Annotated in this window: 9 protein-coding genes and 2 pseudogenes; 9 read left to right on the forward strand and 2 right to left on the reverse strand. The window is 62.1% G+C overall.

Going from position 1 to position 15,647, the window contains the following annotated elements:
* A pseudogene (locus DSM100238_RS09385) lies at positions 1–315 on the reverse strand (hypothetical protein); the annotation flags it as partial.
* 199 nt (positions 316–514) lie between these two features.
* Here DSM100238_RS09385 and DSM100238_RS08710 point away from each other — a divergent pair.
* From DSM100238_RS08710 to DSM100238_RS08725, 5 genes and pseudogenes are all read left to right on the forward strand, one after another.
* Positions 515–2,032, forward strand: a complete 1,518-nt coding sequence (locus DSM100238_RS08710; protein WP_152356271.1) for a hypothetical protein — start codon at positions 515–517, stop codon at positions 2,030–2,032.
* 306 nt (positions 2,033–2,338) lie between these two features.
* Positions 2,339–2,404: pseudogene (locus DSM100238_RS09730) on the forward strand (zinc-ribbon domain-containing protein); the annotation flags it as partial.
* Between the two features lie 267 nt (positions 2,405–2,671).
* Positions 2,672–4,846 carry a PASTA domain-containing protein gene (locus DSM100238_RS08715; protein ID WP_167511132.1) on the forward strand — a complete coding sequence of 725 codons (2,175 nt, stop codon included), beginning with the start codon at positions 2,672–2,674 and terminating at the stop codon, positions 4,844–4,846.
* Between the two features lie 231 nt (positions 4,847–5,077).
* Positions 5,078–5,842: a PH domain-containing protein gene (locus DSM100238_RS08720; protein WP_167511133.1), complete on the forward strand. Its 765-nt coding sequence runs from the start codon at positions 5,078–5,080 to the stop codon at positions 5,840–5,842.
* Between the two features lie 164 nt (positions 5,843–6,006).
* Positions 6,007–7,644 carry a PH domain-containing protein gene (locus DSM100238_RS08725; RefSeq protein WP_152356273.1) on the forward strand — a complete coding sequence of 546 codons (1,638 nt, stop codon included), beginning with the start codon at positions 6,007–6,009 and terminating at the stop codon, positions 7,642–7,644.
* Positions 7,645–8,076: 432 nt separating this feature from the next.
* On the opposite strand, the gene DSM100238_RS08730 is transcribed toward DSM100238_RS08725, so the two are convergent.
* Positions 8,077–8,973, reverse strand: a complete 897-nt coding sequence (locus DSM100238_RS08730; protein WP_240812429.1) for an HAD family hydrolase — start codon at positions 8,971–8,973, stop codon at positions 8,077–8,079.
* A 145-nt stretch (positions 8,974–9,118) separates the two neighbouring features.
* Here DSM100238_RS08730 and DSM100238_RS08735 point away from each other — a divergent pair, with 145 nt between their 5' ends.
* From DSM100238_RS08735 to DSM100238_RS08750, 4 genes are all read left to right on the forward strand, one after another.
* A complete protein-coding gene (locus DSM100238_RS08735) occupies positions 9,119–10,084 on the forward strand; it encodes a lysophospholipid acyltransferase family protein (protein WP_152356274.1) in 966 nt (321 codons plus the stop codon).
* 180 nt (positions 10,085–10,264) lie between these two features.
* Complete coding sequence (locus DSM100238_RS08740; protein WP_152356275.1) at positions 10,265–11,263, forward strand: NAD(P)H-dependent glycerol-3-phosphate dehydrogenase; 999 nt, start codon at positions 10,265–10,267, stop codon at positions 11,261–11,263.
* A gap of 225 nt (positions 11,264–11,488) precedes the next feature.
* A complete protein-coding gene (locus tag DSM100238_RS08745; RefSeq protein ID WP_152356276.1) occupies positions 11,489–12,631 on the forward strand; it encodes a D-alanine--D-alanine ligase family protein in 1,143 nt (380 codons plus the stop codon).
* A 188-nt stretch (positions 12,632–12,819) separates the two neighbouring features.
* On the forward strand, positions 12,820–15,270 hold the full coding sequence (locus DSM100238_RS08750) for a CPBP family intramembrane glutamic endopeptidase (protein ID WP_152356277.1): 2,451 nt from the start codon (positions 12,820–12,822) through the stop codon (positions 15,268–15,270).
* The last annotated feature ends 377 nt before the right edge of the window (positions 15,271–15,647 follow it).

Raw genomic sequence — 15,647 nt, forward strand, 5'->3', positions numbered from 1 at the left:
GAAGGTGGAGGAGTGCCGCAAGGACGGAGGCAAGGATTGCATGCAATACTCCGCCACCGCGACGGCGGACAAGGCGGACGAGGATGCCGGGTGGGTCCCGGCGGGCTCGTCGTCGAAGTCCTCCTCCGGGTGGTCGGGCGTGCCGGGCTGGGTGGTTCCCGTGGCGGGTGGCGTGGTGTTGGCCGTTGCTGGCGGTGTGGTGTTTGCGGTGGTGGTCTCGCGTCGCCGGCGCAAGGCGCGTGCCGTGCCTGCGGGCGCGGTGCCTGCGGGCACGGTTCCGGGCGTGCGGCCGCCTGCGGGCCCGCCTGTTCCCATGTCCCGGCAGCCGGGGCCCGCGCCTGTGCAGGCGTATGGCCCCCGCCCGCCCGCGCCGGGGGTTCCCGCGCCGCCACGGCCGCCGGCGCCCGGCGCGTCCGGCCCGGCGCGGCCTGCGGGCCGGCCCCCGCTGCCGCGCCGGTGACGGCGGCCAAGCACGATGACGGACACCAAGACAGGAAAGGACAAGGAGGCGGACATGCCGACACATGAGAATGATGATGCAGAGCAGAAGCTTTCGCAGATCGCGCGGACGGAGCCGTGGGAGTTCCCGGAGGAGTTCACGCGGTTCAAGGATGCGGTGGACGACCAGGTGGCGGTGATGAACCGGTCGCGGGCCGTGCTGATGGAGCCGGGCGTGTTCGAATGCTCGGCGCGTGAGAAGGCCGTGGAATGCTCGGACGCGATCGTCGGGTACTTGCGCGGTGCGAACCTCGATGCGAAGTTCGAGGACCTCCGCAGGCAGATCGACTCGCACAACCAGGCGATCTACGAGGCGCGCAACGTGTGGCTGCCGGGCGACCGGCTGGACAAGGAATCCGTGGACAGGATCATGGACGCGACCGAGCCGTTGGACCTGGTCGTCCCCGGGCTGGGCACGGTGGTCGGCGTGGCTGGTGTGGCGGGCGCGAACCTGGTCTCCCGGATGCTCGCCGGCCACCGCGAGGAGGTCGCCCGACAGGAATACGACCGGATCATCAAGACAGTGGATCAAAGCGTATATGATCCCAAGCTTCCTTCTGCGCCTGATATCAACGGGATTTGGCCGCAGGGGAATCCCGGCGCCGGCGGTTCGGGGTCTTCGGGGTTGCGCGGCACGTGGGCGGACGCGCCGGCGGTCCCGCTTCCCCCGGGCGTGACGGGTGCGGCCTTGCGCGCGCCCTCCTTGGGCGGCGTGCCCCTGCCCCCGCGCCCCGGCGTGTCCGCCACCGGCGGAACCTCCGGCGACGGCGCCTCCGCCAACACCGGCACCGGCAGTACCGGTAAAAGCGGCACCACCCACGGCACAACCATCGGCACTGATACCACCACCAACACCGGTGGCCGGCGGCAGACCGTCGGGCACGGCCAACAGGACGGCGGGACAGACGCCCGTGACACCCGCTACACCCGCTACAACCGTGACGCGTATGACACCGCCGATTCCCATGACGCTGACGGCACCCGATACGCCGACGGCCGGCATGCCGGGGACATGGCCGTGGACGGCGGCATGGACGGCGCGTGGAATGCCGGCGGGCGCACGGCCTTCACGGCGGGCGCCGGCATGGGCATGGGCGTGGGCGCGGCCGGCATGTTCGCCACACGCCGCATGGGCGCCGCGGCGGGCGGCGTCGGCGTGGGGGCGGGCATGTCCGCCGTCCCGGGCGCGGGCGTGGAATCCCTGTCCGCATCCGGCGCCGCGGGCGTAGGCTCGTATTACGCGAACACGCCGGTCAAGGCGAGCGTGGTGTCCTCGTCCATCAAAGGGGCGACCGGCATGGCGGCCGGCCTGCGCAAGGGCGAGCTCGCGCGCGCCGCCGCCGCGGAGGCGGGCGCGTCAGGCCGCAACGCCACGCCCGGCATGATGGGCGCCGCGAACGCCGGCTCCCAGGACAAGAAAACCAGGCGGCGCAACACCATGGGCTATATCGCGCCCACCATCGAGGAAGACGAGGAATTCACCCCCAAACCCCTCGCCGCCATGGCCGGCCACATCAAAAACCTCGACAAATAACACCACAACCGAACCGCCAGCCCGCCGAAGCCACTGTCCCACGGCGGGCTGGCACATGGAACACCACAACGAGAGAACAGATAGACCATCGTCATCCGACTGATGCATCAATCTCCCGGCTGGCAGGAATGCGAGTCGATTCCCCGCATCTGTCCACGTTTCCATTTCGGCATGGCACAAACGCTTGGAAACTCGCGCTCAACCGCGGGTCGCAATGTTAAGATGGCGCTCAGCGGAGAAGTATAGCCCGGAAAACGAGCGTTGCCGGTAGGTAGAGTTCGGGGGCGGAGAACGAAGGGACTCACTATGTTCTGCGGACACTGCGGACGGAAGAACGCCGATGATGCCAAGTTCTGCGCGTCATGCGGCAACCCCCTGAGCCAATCGGGTACAGCGCAAACCACAGCGCAAACTGCGGCACGAGCCCAATCCGGTCAAGTGGTGGCACCCGGCGATTCCCCGGTTCCGATGCCGGCACTCCCTGTGCGTCCCGCATCATCACCATCACCGTCTCCCGCTGATTCCGCCTTGTCAGCGTCGCCTACGGTGCCTCCGGTAGCATCGGCGCAAGATACTGTCGTTGCTGGCGCATCACGCGTGCCCGACGCGATGGCTCATTCCGCGAAAACAGCGCCACAGATGCCATCGTCCAGCGCTTTCGTGCCGAACGCAATAGCGCCGAACACAACTGTGGCTGCTGCTGCACACCGATCCAAAGCCATTATCGCGGCGATTGTCGCAGCGGTGCTCGTCATCGCAGCAGGCGTGTCAGCGGGACTGACCTACCATGCTGAACTTTGGGGCGGCAAAACTTTGCCTGACATCGCTGCCGCCAATCCGAAAGCCGGCAAAGCATCAGGAACGGCGAAAGCTACTGTCACCGCGGATTCCGTGGTCGTGCAATTGAAAGCCAAAGGCATCACTGCGACCAAACGTAAGGAATTCTCCGGCGCGAAGGAAGGTACGTTCCTCGGGTACGGCAATGCCAAGGCCGGGCAGCGTGTACGGTCTGGCTCCAACGTGGTAGTGCGCGAATCCGCGGGACCCGGCGTCCCAAGCAATGTCGAACATGCGAAAGCCAGTACGGCCATCACCACGCTCAAGACCATGGGCGTGCCGGTCCACACCAAGCAGGTCGCGGTGAGCTCCTCCTCGAAGCTCGCCAGCGGCACGGTTGTCGCGACCTATCCGCTGGCCGGTCAAGCGGTCACTGACACGACAACCGGCATCTATGTCGGTATCGCCGCGAAGACGGACGACAAGACTCTGGCCATCCCCTATGACGCCATCGGCACGGATATCAACACGGTCAAAGATGCCCTCACCAAGGCTGGGGTGAGTGTTACCGTCAAACCGCATTTCTCTTCCAAGAGCAACGTCGGCAAGCTGGTCTCTTCGAACCCGGCTCCCGGCACTGTGCTGTCCTCTGGCGAAAGCGCGACGCTGTACTACGGTGTCAGCGCTGACAAAATGCAGGAGGCGACCGTAGGGCAAAGCAATCTGCCCTATTTCTCCGCTTCGTATCTCAATGATGCAGTGACCGGTACATACTGCAAGCGGACCGTCAAGAACGCTGCAAACGATTGCATCACACTTGCGCAGGATGACAACGGCACGGTGTATCGCGTCACGGCAACAGACACCGGTTCGAGCAGTGAAGGACACTCCGACCACCTGCTCACCATGTGCTTCCCCTTCGCGGACGGCAACGCCGGTGACATCGGCACCTGCTCCTACGGAGGCTCGCAACTGCCGGCAGGGGAAGGCGGAATGGCGAAGCGTCTGATCGCTAAGCAGTGGGGCGCCTTCGATTTCGGTGAGAGCGGCGGCACGCCCAGTTGCGGCACTGCCGCGTTCTCCCCATACGACGAAGGCTGCAACGCCGGCAAACAAGTCGTGCAAGGCTCACAAGACATGTCCGGTGCGACCTTCGACATGCATGACTTCTATGTGTTCTTCGCGGCCGAGGCGAATCTGGATGCCATCGAGAAGAGCGGATATTTCGACGACAGCGCGCTTGCCGCCGCCGAGAAATCTTCGAAGCCGGACACCTCGCGCCCGTTCATCCTGGCCCGTGACGCCTCGCAATACGACACCACAAGTGTGCCGTACAACAAGGCTCCGGTGCCATCCGGGCAGACGCTCGTGCAGGATCCCTTCGTCCCCGGAGTCGGTGAATTCTCCGCGTCTGTGAAGTTCAAGCCGGCACCGACCGACGCCAACGCCTACTATCTCGTCGAATCCGCCCAGCCTGACTGGCAGAGCCTGCCTGACTGCGACGCCAACGGCAAAGTCTCCGAAGCGGCCGCCCAAGAGCAAGGGTTCTGGCGACAAGTGAGGGGGACATATGTTTTCTCGGTTGGCGCAGGGGCATGGGCCACGATTATGACGGTGAATGCCGATGGCTCTTTCTCCGCCGATTACCATGACACGGACATGGGAGTTACCGGCGACGGATATCCAAATGGTTCGCGACTCGTCGCGTCCGGCACCGGTAAATTCACGTATACCAAACGCAACGATGACGGCTCATTCAGTATGACCTGCGACCAGAAGGCATTCCACCAAGACGGCACCATCGGCGACGTGACCATCAAGGACGGTGTCCGTGTGGAAACCGCCGACGGCATCTACGGGTTGACGCCATGCGGCACATTCACCGTGTACCCGACCGGATACGCGACCAGCGCATTGAGCGATGACGTGAAAAGCTGGATGTACGGCGGGATTGTCGGTTCATTGCCGGCGACATTGACCGGCCCGCTCATCGTCAATGACAGCAATACATTCACATTCGTCCACCAAGAGCACTGATGGCAAAAGAGACTGGGGACGGCTTGTCGCAAGAGCCGGGGCTTTTCCGCTTGTCCGCGCATCGGGATTGGGATTGACAGAGTGTGGAGGCAGGCGTTAAGAATCGGTATTCGATGAGTGAACGTCCGGGGCACACCCAGCATGAGGGTACGCGCGGTAACCAGGGCGGCTACGACCCACGCCGCTGTGCGTCAACGAACAGACGCTCGGCATGACGAACGAAAGGCAGCAATGACCGAGTCCACGCCGATACCAGCCGGCAATCGCCAAAACTCGCAGCAGCGAGCCGCTGCAGACCAGCCGAACATCGATGCGATATTGCCGCCGACCAATACAGCGCACACGCCTACCCGCGAGGCATCCGCTCCGACCGGCATGGCACGACCGCAGACCGAGGTGACGCAGCCGCCAACTGATACCGTGCATCCGCAAACCGGTACAGTTCAGGCGGATCAGTACGGGCAGCGGACCCCGCTTGCGGTTCCACATCCCTCAGCATCCAGTACGTTGCCGCAGTCGCAGTCGCAGCCGTTGCCGCAAGCTATTGTGAACGTGTGGATCACGCGGTCCGTCATCGGTTGCACTGTCGGCGTGCTTATCATCGTGGCTGTCGTGATTGCAGGCATCCTCGCCGGTCTGCCCGCCCCGGCAGTCTGGGTAATTATCATCGCGGCGCTCCTGCTGTGGACGCTGCTCATCGTGACATGCGTCATCATCGCGAAATACCGGTACCGGTTCACCTCGTATCGGATCGACCGTACCGTGTTCAGCGTGCAGACCGGATTCGTGTTCCGCACCCTCACTGTGGTTCCCTACACGCGCGTGCAGCATGTGGAAACCAAACAAGGCCCGATATTGCGCCATTTTGGCTTGGTGAGTGTCACGGTGAGCACCGCCGTCGACAGCCATGTGATCGCCGGGCTTGAACCTGAGCTCGCCCGCAAGACGCTCGATCAGCTGGCCGAACTGGTGCGCCTGGCCAAGGAGGATCTGTGAGCTCAGAGCCCGAAATCGCTGTGCAACCCGGTCAGAGCGGCCCATCAACTTTAGTCGGTCCATCTGCTTCAACCGGTCCATCTGCCTCGGCTGACCCATCCGCTCCGCAAGGTGCGCATGCTGCCTCCGAGCATCAAGGGCAATGGCATCGTCAAGGTGCAATCGTGCTCGTCCTCGATGCCCACCACATTGTTCGAGACAATCTCTTGCAGGTCATCGCCTTCATCGGCCTATCCCTGCACGGCAGCAAACTGTTATGGCTCACCCTCGCCGTGGTGCTGGTGGTCGGCGATGCGGTATTCCGTGTCACGCGATACTTCACCACCCGCTACCGGTTCACCATGGACGCGCTGCAACTGCGTTCCGGCCTGCTCAACCGGTCGAACCGTGAACTGTCATATGCGCGCATTCACGCGGTCAACGGCGAACAGAACATACTCTTGCGCCCGCTCGGCCTGACCGATATCACCGTCAGCGATGCGAGCGACGCCAAGGATGCCATCGTGCTCCGGGCCGTGCCGCAGCAACTGGTCGCGCAACTGGAAGAGCGCCGCAAGCGGTACGCGGATCATGCCGATGCCGCAGATTCTGCGGACCGTGGAACCACTGGCACCATTGCCCGACCGGTATCCGCTTCCACATCCGAAACCACGCCTGAATCTGCGCCGGTGTCCGCGTCTGCGCCAGAATCGGTGCCCGAGCTTCACCAACCGTCCGCAATCGAGAACGCGTCGCAACCGACTTTGGTGTACCGTGCCCAGCCTCGGGATCTGCTTGTCTACGCGCTCACCGACCTGGGCATCCTCGCCGCCATCGCCGTGGTGTACGGCTTGTACAGCCAGCTTGAAGACATCGTGCCTGACTCGTGGAAAACGCGCGCGCAATCCGCCGCCATCTCCTATGTCAGTCATGGCGTCGTGTTCGTTCTCGCCATGCTGCTCGCTTTATGGCTGCTGTTGGCCTTGGTGAGTGTCATCCGCACGATGCTGCGATTCTACGGTTTTGAAGTCTGGCGCACCGGCAGCGATCTGGTGATCCGCAAAGGGCTGGTCACGAAAAGCACGGTGACGATACCGGTGACGCGCATCCAATCAGTGAGTATCGAACGCTCGCTGCTCAGGCGATTGTGCGGTTTGGCGAGCGTATCTGTCGGTCTGAGCTCTGATCTGGCGAACGCTTCGCAGCAGGATGAGGAGACGATTTCCCGCGTGATTCCGGTGATTGGTGAGCAGCAGGCGCTTGCCGCGTTGCGCGTGATGATGCCGCAGTGGCGGTGGGATGTGCCGGCGCTCACGTATACGGCTCGCGCGCACCGGTGGTTTATGTTGCGTTGGCCGCTGCGGGTCGGCGTGGTGGCGCTCGCCGTGGTGGTGGCGGTGAACGCCCGCGTGTTGGGCTGGGGGTTGCCTGGCATGATGCTGATGGTGGCGGCTGTCGGGGTGACTGGGGTGTGGCTGGCGTTTGACGTGCTCAAGATTCGCGTCCAAGGCTTTGAGGATGGGGTGATGCTGCCGGATCGGCGTCTGGTGGTGCAGACGGCTTCGCTGCTGACTGTCCGCACGCTGTTCACGAAGCGCCATCGCGTGCAGTCTGTCGGTCGCAATGCGTCCGTATGGATGCTTGCCCGAGGGTTCGAGCAGGTGACGTTGCTGCTGTATATCGCCGATGACCCGATGGAGGTGTCGTTGGACAGTGTGGATACGCCGGTTGCTGATGGTCTGGTCGCGCATGTGGCCGGCACGCCGGTCAATTGGCGGCGTGCGTCGGGCGTGCCGTCAGACGATTCACCAATTCGGGTCTGATTCGCGTCGGCATAGGCTTGCATGCGGTGGATTCCGGTACTGAAACATGGGACTTTACGCCGCGGAGTCCATCGCAAGGTGAAACTCCCGTGCCGTCGTGGGAAATCTCGTGAGAGGTGGGAAATCGCGTGAGAGTCGGGAAATCTCGCCAGAGTCGGATTGAGCGTCGGCTACTGACCGGTAAACTCCTGGGTTTTGCGGGAGTTTACCGCGAATGAGCGGATCCGGCGGTTTTCTCCCGGCAACCGTTCCAGCGGTGTTTTTTCATGAATCGCGGAATTCCAACGTTTCTGTTGGGAGATTATGGGTCAGAACGCCGGATTGCGCTGAACTCCCACGTCCCGCGCGGGAGTTCAGCCGCGAAACGCAGGATTCGTCGAGTTCTCCCGCAAAAGCGCCCTGGGCAGAGCGCCCTCGGCAGGGCGGGCGCCGTCAGATCAAGCCGAGCCGGCTGAACGCGTGCGCGAAGCCGTCGTCCTCCACGCTGTCGGTGATGATGTCTGCCGCCCGTTTGATGTCCTCGATGCCGTTGCCCATCGCGACGCTGGTGCCTGCCGCGAGAATCATCGCCATATCGTTGCCGCCGTCGCCGAGGGCGATGGTGTCGTTGATGCTGTAGCCGAGCGTGCGCGCGACCTGAGCCACAGCGGTACCCTTGTCGACGCCGGGAATCAGCAGTTCGCCATGATTGTCGGAGATTTTGCCGTAGGTGCCTGGCACGGCAGTGAACCACGGGCTGAGCGCCTTGCACGTGTCCTCGAACGATGTCGGATTACCGCGATCGGCGAAATACGAGCCTTTGCTCGCCCTGATCGAAGCCCCGAGGCTGCGGCCGCGCGTATCGAGATCCTCAATGACATGCCAGCGGGACGCGAACTGCGGATCCTTCCACGCGGAGCCTTTGGCCTGCAGATACTGCATGTACCCGCGGGACACGTACATGCCGTCCGGCCCCTGCCACTGGTAGTTGCGAATGTCATGCGCGAGGAAGTATTCGGTCGCCGCATCAATGGCCTCAGGGCTGATCAGATGCTCGAACAGGGTGCGGCCGTTGATATCCGCGCGGGCGCCGGCTACCGATACCACGCCGTCGAACCCGAGATCGAGGATGCTTTGCTCGATTTTCATGAGGGACCTGCCGGTGCAGATGAACAGCAGATGCCCGTGCTGCTGAGCCTGCCGGCACGCGTCGATGGCGGATTGTGGAACATGATGATGGTCGTCGGCGAGCGTGCCGTCAATATCAATGAACACAAGCTTGCTGCCGGCGGGGGCGTGCGGCTCGCTGGTCGTAGGCTGACAGGACGCTGATGCATGGGGATCGCTCATATCGCTCATACCGTCACCGTACCGCCCGCCACGGTCAGAGCGAGACAATCCCACGCTTGGAATCCGCGCGTGCAGATCTCTGTGTGCGTGCAGATTCCACCGTCCCGCCCATCGCCTTGGCCGGCGGTTGCGGCACAATGGTGGTATGACTTCGAAAGGCAAACCATCGCCGCGCAGCGCGGTCAAACCGCTGAGCGACGAACAGGTCGCGAAACTCGCGCAGCGTCATCATCTGGTCAATCCGACCAAGGAATACCCGACTGGCCCACGCACCCCGAACGAGGCGGAAATCAACGCGCAAAACCCGAAAGCCACCGCCCGCCTGCTCAAAGGCGTGTCCGTGGTGCTCAGCCAGCGCAGTAAAGTGTACGCGTGGGGCTTGGAGCATGTCCCGGAAACCGGACCGTTCATCACCGCCGCCACGCATGTGACCATGTACGACGTATTCGTCCCGATGATGAGCCTGTTCCACCTTGGCCGCCGTCCGCGATTCATGGCCAAAGCGGAAATGGCACACTGGCCGGTCATCGGCAAATGGTTCCAGATCGTCGGCATGCAGCCGGTCCCAAGACGTTCCGGCAAAGCGAAAGCCATCGAAGCGGAATCCATCAACATCCTCACATCTGGGCGTCCGCTGACCATCTGGCCGGAAGGCACCCTCACCCGCGACCCGCAGAAATGGCCGATGAGCATGAAATCCGGCGTCGGATACATCGCGCTCGAAGCCTCACGCCGGCTCGGCTACCAAATCCCGCTGTACTGCTCGGTCACATGGGGTGCGGCAAGCATCAACCAATGGTGGCCGTGGCCGCGCAAGAACGTCGTCATGTGCTATGACGACCGGCTTGATTACGCTGATCTGCTCGCCACCCAGGATTCATGGGGCGACGAACCGCCCGTCGAGCTCGCCCAAGCGCTCGCCGACCGTGTACGCGCCCGGATGGAGACCGTCATGGCTGAAATCCGCGGCGAAGAGCCGCCGGCTGAAGGGTACTGGGATTACCGCACGATGAGCCGCATACCGCGTCCACAGATATCCTTCCATCGTGAAGACGGCGAGACACCGTTCATCGCGACCACGTCAGGCGCCGCACCGAACCCAACCGCTTAAGACCGGTGTCCTCGCAAGAGTTTGCAGTACCCTCACCTCGTCTTCGCGCGTGCATAGGCGGGGGCGAGTACCATGAAGCCCAGCAATACGGAGTCCGCCCGCAGCAGGTGGATCCCGGCGGCAACGATAACCGCCACGACCACGAATCAGGCGCCACACAACGCCTGCAAGGAGATTGACATGAAGAACATCACCGTTCTGGGTGCAGGAGCATGGGGAACCGCGTTCGGCCAAGTCCTCGCCGATGCGGGCAACACCGTGACCATGTGGGCGATCGAGCCGGAAATCGTCACGGACATCCATGAGCATCACCGCAACTCGTATCGTCTACCCAGCGTCGAACAACTCCCGGCGAATATGGACGCCACCGGCGATCGCGCGCAAGCGGTGGCGAATGCGGATATCATCGTTGTTGCGATTGCGGCACAGTTCGCCCGCATCGCACTCGCCGAATTCAAGGATCTGATTCCGTCCACAGCGCTCGTCGTCTCCCTGATGAAAGGCATTGAACGCACCACAGGCAAACGCATGGACGAAGTGGTGCGCGAATCCCTGAACCTTCCCGCGGAGCGCTTCGTCGCGATTTCCGGACCGAACCTGAGCAAGCAGGTCGCCGACCGCCAGCCTGCGGCCACGGTTGTCGGCTGCGCTGATATCGCCAACGCGCGCACTGTCGCGCAGGCGTGCGAAACCAAGTACTTCAAGCCTTTTGTCACCACAGATGTCATCGGTCTGGAAATGTGCGGTTCGCTCAAGAACGTGGTCGCGCTCGCTGTCGGCATGGCGAGGGGAGCCGGCTACGGGGAGAATACCGCCGCGATGATTGAGACGCGCGGTCTGGCGGAACTCACGGCGTTGGGCAAGGCTGCGGGTGCGGATCCGAAGACCTTCGCGGGACTAGCCGGTGTCGGCGATTTGGTTGCCACGTGCGGGTCCCCGCTGAGCCGTAATTACACGTTCGGCGCGAACCTGGGCAAGGGGCTGAGCGTCGAGGAAGCCACGAAAGCCAGCAACGGCGTCGCTGAAGGCGTACCGACCACGGATGCGGTGGTGGCGCTCGGCCGTCAGCTCGGCGTACCGACCCCGCTTGCCAGCGCGATGAGTAATGTCTTGACGCGGGGCATTTCCTGCGCCGACATGCTGGGCGAACTGTTTGGTGGCGACATCACCGAGGAGTGACACCGTAAGATTCCCGCAAAGATTCCCGACGGTTATGCTTGCCCGCGATAGTCGAGCCATGAACCATGGTTCGCGCTATGGTTGCGGCAGGAGAACGCGGAGCAATCCGCAGTCTATGAGGCTTATTCGAAGTCAAGGTGAAATCTGGGCTGTCTGCTGTTCGTATGGCAACGCTACAGCAGCGTTACGGCAACGGACAATGCCCGAACACAGTAAAGGATGATTATGACGAAACAACGCATTATCGTGCTGTACGGCGGCAAAGCCGACGAGCATTCGATTTCCTGCATTTCGACCGCCGGTATGCTCAATGCGCTTGATACCGAGCGTTTCGAGCCGGTTCCGGTGGGTATCACCAAAGATGGCAAGTGGCTGGTCGGTGGTACCGATCCGCGCACGTTCTCGCTGGATGGCGGGCAACTTCCGGTCGTGCAGGCGAGCGCCGACACGCGTGACGTGGTCCTTGACCCGGCGCGTGGGGCGGATGGTTTCTTCGCTCGTGAACAGGATGGGACGCTGACTTCTCTTGGCACTATCGACGCGGTGTTTCCGGTGTTGCATGGCCCGTATGGTGAAGATGGCACGGTCCAGGGCCTGCTTGAGATGATGGGTGTGCCGTACGTGGGGTGCGGTGTGTTCGCTTCCGCTGCTTGCATGGATAAGCATTTCACGAAGGTGCTGCTCAACGCCGCCGGTATCGCCACGGCGCCTGGTATTACGCTGGACACTCGCGATTTCGATGCTGCTGACGGGTTCGCGGCTCAAGGCGAGACGCTGATCAGCCAAGTGCGGGATGCAGGACTTGCCTATCCGTTGTTCGTCAAGCCGTCGCGCGCCGGCTCAAGTTTCGGCGTGACGAAGGTCGAGCATGAGGGTGATGCCGCCGAATTGGCTGCCGCCGTGTTCGAAGCTTCTCACCACGACTGGAAAGTGCTGATCGAGCAGGGTATTGACGCGCGCGAAATCGAATGCGCGGTGTTCTCGCCCACACCCGGCGGACAGCCGCGTGCCAGCTGGCCGGGTGAGATTGTGCTTGATCGCAGGGATGATGGCGAGGATCAGTTCTACGATTTCGACAGCAAGTACATGGATGCGCAGGCGTCTCACGTTGAGGTGCCGGCGAAGCTTCCGCAGGAGACGCTCGAGTTGGTGCGCAGCACGGCGATCAAGGCGTTCAAGGCGGTTGATGGCGCCGGCTTGAGCCGCGTGGACACGTTTGTGACCAAGGATGGTTCGGTGATGGTCAACGAAATCAACACCATGCCGGGATTCACGCCGATTTCCATGTACCCCAAGGCTTGGGCGGCGACCGGCCTGCCTTATGGCGAGCTGATTTCCCAGCTGATCGACGGGGTGTTGCAGCACTGAAATCATGCTGCAGAAATCGTGTTGAAGAAATTGTGCTGAAGCAATCATGCTGAAGGAATGGCCGGCGGATTCACAGCCGTTCGGCGTGCTTCACGCCTGAGGTATCCCTTGCTATGATGAACCTCACTGGTGCTTTGCGGCGAGGGCTGAGCATCTGGACAGTAGTCGGATAAATGCAAGGGATGCCCATGACGTGGATGAATGACAACAGTCAGGTGGATTACAGTCAGCAGGACGGCGACGAGACAGCGGAATCTCGGCAGATGCCGCAGTCGCGGTCGCGGCAACAGTCGCAGCAGCTATCGCAAGCGGCGGAAGTCAGCCAGCCGTTGGATTCCGTACAGGCCCCCGTGAGCGGATCCGTCCCCACGGCCGATAGTCCGTCTGCACAAGCCGTCCCCAGTGAGCCTGCTCCACGTGCGGGCGCGGTGCCGGCGGAATCTGGGCAATCTGGGCAATCCAGTGCCGTTGCAGACTTTTCGACGTCTCAGGAATCCGAAGTGAATCCGCAATCCGCGGTATCTCAAGCGTTCCATGAACCGGTGGCTGATGGGGCAGAACCGTCGCGGCAGACTCACGCGCAGACGCAAGATACGCAGCATGAACAGGTGACGCGGCAACAGCGAGATCGCCGGCAGGAGCTGCATCAGAATCCGTATGTGGAGCACATGACTCCTGATGCGCCGGCGTCGCCTGCGCGGACGGGACAGCCGTATCCGCAGGCTCCGTATCGGGGCGCGGCGAATTTCGCTGCATCACCGCAGTACGTGGCGCCAACGCGGTCGTCGTCGGTGCCGCAAGCTGCGCCCGGACCGCAGAGCATGGCATATCCTCCGGTGATGGGATATCCGCCCATCCCGCAATACGCGCCGGTTCAGGTTCCGATGGCTCAACCCTACGGACCGCAATATTGGGCGGCGCCACAACAATATCCTGTCGCGCCGCAGCAGATGCCGTATCCGATGCAGCAGGTTCCGTTCCCGTCCCCTGTTGCTGTGCCCCCGCAAGCCTACGCTGGTGCGCCATATGGATATCCTGGGCAATCCCCGCAGCCTGCCGTGCCGGTTCAGCAGCCTGCGCCGCAGACACAGCAGGCCGAGTGGGGGTGCCAGCCTCAGCAGCAAGCGCCGTTGCAGCAGCCTCACCAGCCGCAACAGACACCGCATCCGCAGCAACCCCAGTCTGCAATGCCACAGCAGGCTCAGTCCCAGTATCGCCCAGAAGATGCCGCACAACCGGTGGCGGCAGATCCGGAGTATGCTGCCGAAAGTCTGCCCCAATCTGAGTCCCCATCACAGCCCTCGTCTGAAGCTCAATCCGAGGCTCAGACTCCATTGCATCCGTCGCCATCCCAGGCGCAGCAGCAACCCCAGGCACAGATGCCACAGTCGCAAATGCCCCCGCAGACCCATTCACAGATGCCGTCTCAGCCTGCCGATTCCGCATATACCGCGTATTCCGCATATCCCGTGCAGCCCGCGTATCCTGCGCCCCCAGCATATCCGCCGTATTTCCCACAGGTCTTCCCTCCTGCCCAGTTCGTGCAGATGCTTCCCCAACAGTGGCAGGCCTGGTGGCAGAACAAACGCCGTACCCAAGCAGCGAAGCATGACTACTCCATCGTCGGCTGGGCGCTGACGCTCATCATCGGTGTATGGATGGTCGGTACGTTCTTGGTGATGGTCGGCGTCTCGCTGTCAAAAAACAGCGAGAGCATCCCGAACGGCGTGCTCCTGCTGCTGAGCAACCTGCCGTTGTATGCAATCGCCATGCCCCTGTCGCTGCTCGTGTTCCGCAATGTACCGAGGTTGGCGACCAAACGATTCGACATGTCACCCGGCACGTTCATCAAACTGTTCGTGGCGACGGTGCCGATCATGTTCATCGGCTCGATCATCGGCAATCTTGTCGCCGCACCGTTCTCAGCCGAAGATACGCTCGACTCGGCTTTGATGAACACGGACTATGTCTCTCTGTTCCTGCTGACCTGCGTGTGCGCTCCGATTTTCGAGGAATGGATTTTCCGCAAGGAAATCATCGACAGGACCCGCAAATACGGCGAGAAAACAGCGATTATTGTGTCCGCGCTGTGTTTCGGACTGTTCCATGGCAATGTGCGGCAGTTCTTCTACGCTTTCGGGCTTGGCTTGATTCTCGGATACATGTATGTGCGCACATCGAAACTGTGGTATTCGATGCTGATGCATGCGCTGGTCAATCTCAACGGCGGGACCATTTCGATTTGGGTGACTTCGCAGATTGATGACAAAGCCTTGTCGCGCGCGATGGAACAGTCGGCCGACGCTACGATGCGTGAGGTGCAGCGTCAGTTGAGCGGAGTGATTATCGTCGGCGTCTATGCCCTGATCATGCTGTCGTTGTTCGTCGCGGGTATTGTCATTCTCGTGCGCAACCGCAAGCGTTTTGTGTTCTTCGATGCGCCTGAGCAGCTTGAACAAGGCACCGGTGTGAAGACGGCGCTCGGCAACGCCGGAATGATTGTATTCCTGGTCATTGGCATACTCATGACCATCAGCGCGCTGGTGATGTCGCAGATTCCGGCGGAAGGGTCGGTCGATGTCGGTGGTGCTGGGTCGGCAACCATGCTGCTGCAGATGGTTGGAGTGTTCCTCGGCTGAGGGTGTGGCGGCTGCCACTTTCCCGCAGTACCGTTTTCGCGATTCTGATATCGCTGTGAACCCGTTGTGTGAGGATTCGCTCGCACAACGGGTTTTGTGCGTCTGGCTGCCGTGGGCTGGGTGGTGCCGGTGTGTGGTTGTGTGAGGATTGACTCACAAACCGGGTGGTTGATGGCATCGTGCAGCCGAATTTGATTGGTGCAGATGTGGTTGTGTGAGGATTCACTCACAGACCGGGTGGTTGGGATGGTGGGGAGTGTCCCTATGTAATTTGTCAAGTGCGTCTGATGCGGGGGTGTGTCGTGTCTTGTCGTGGTCTGGGGGCGTGTGCGGGGGTTGTTTCGGTTCGTGGTGGTGTCGTTGTGGTGGTGTGGGTT

It is taken from the genome of Bifidobacterium apri (genome assembly GCF_009299485.1).
GTDB classification, from domain to species: domain Bacteria; phylum Actinomycetota; class Actinomycetes; order Actinomycetales; family Bifidobacteriaceae; genus Bifidobacterium; species Bifidobacterium apri.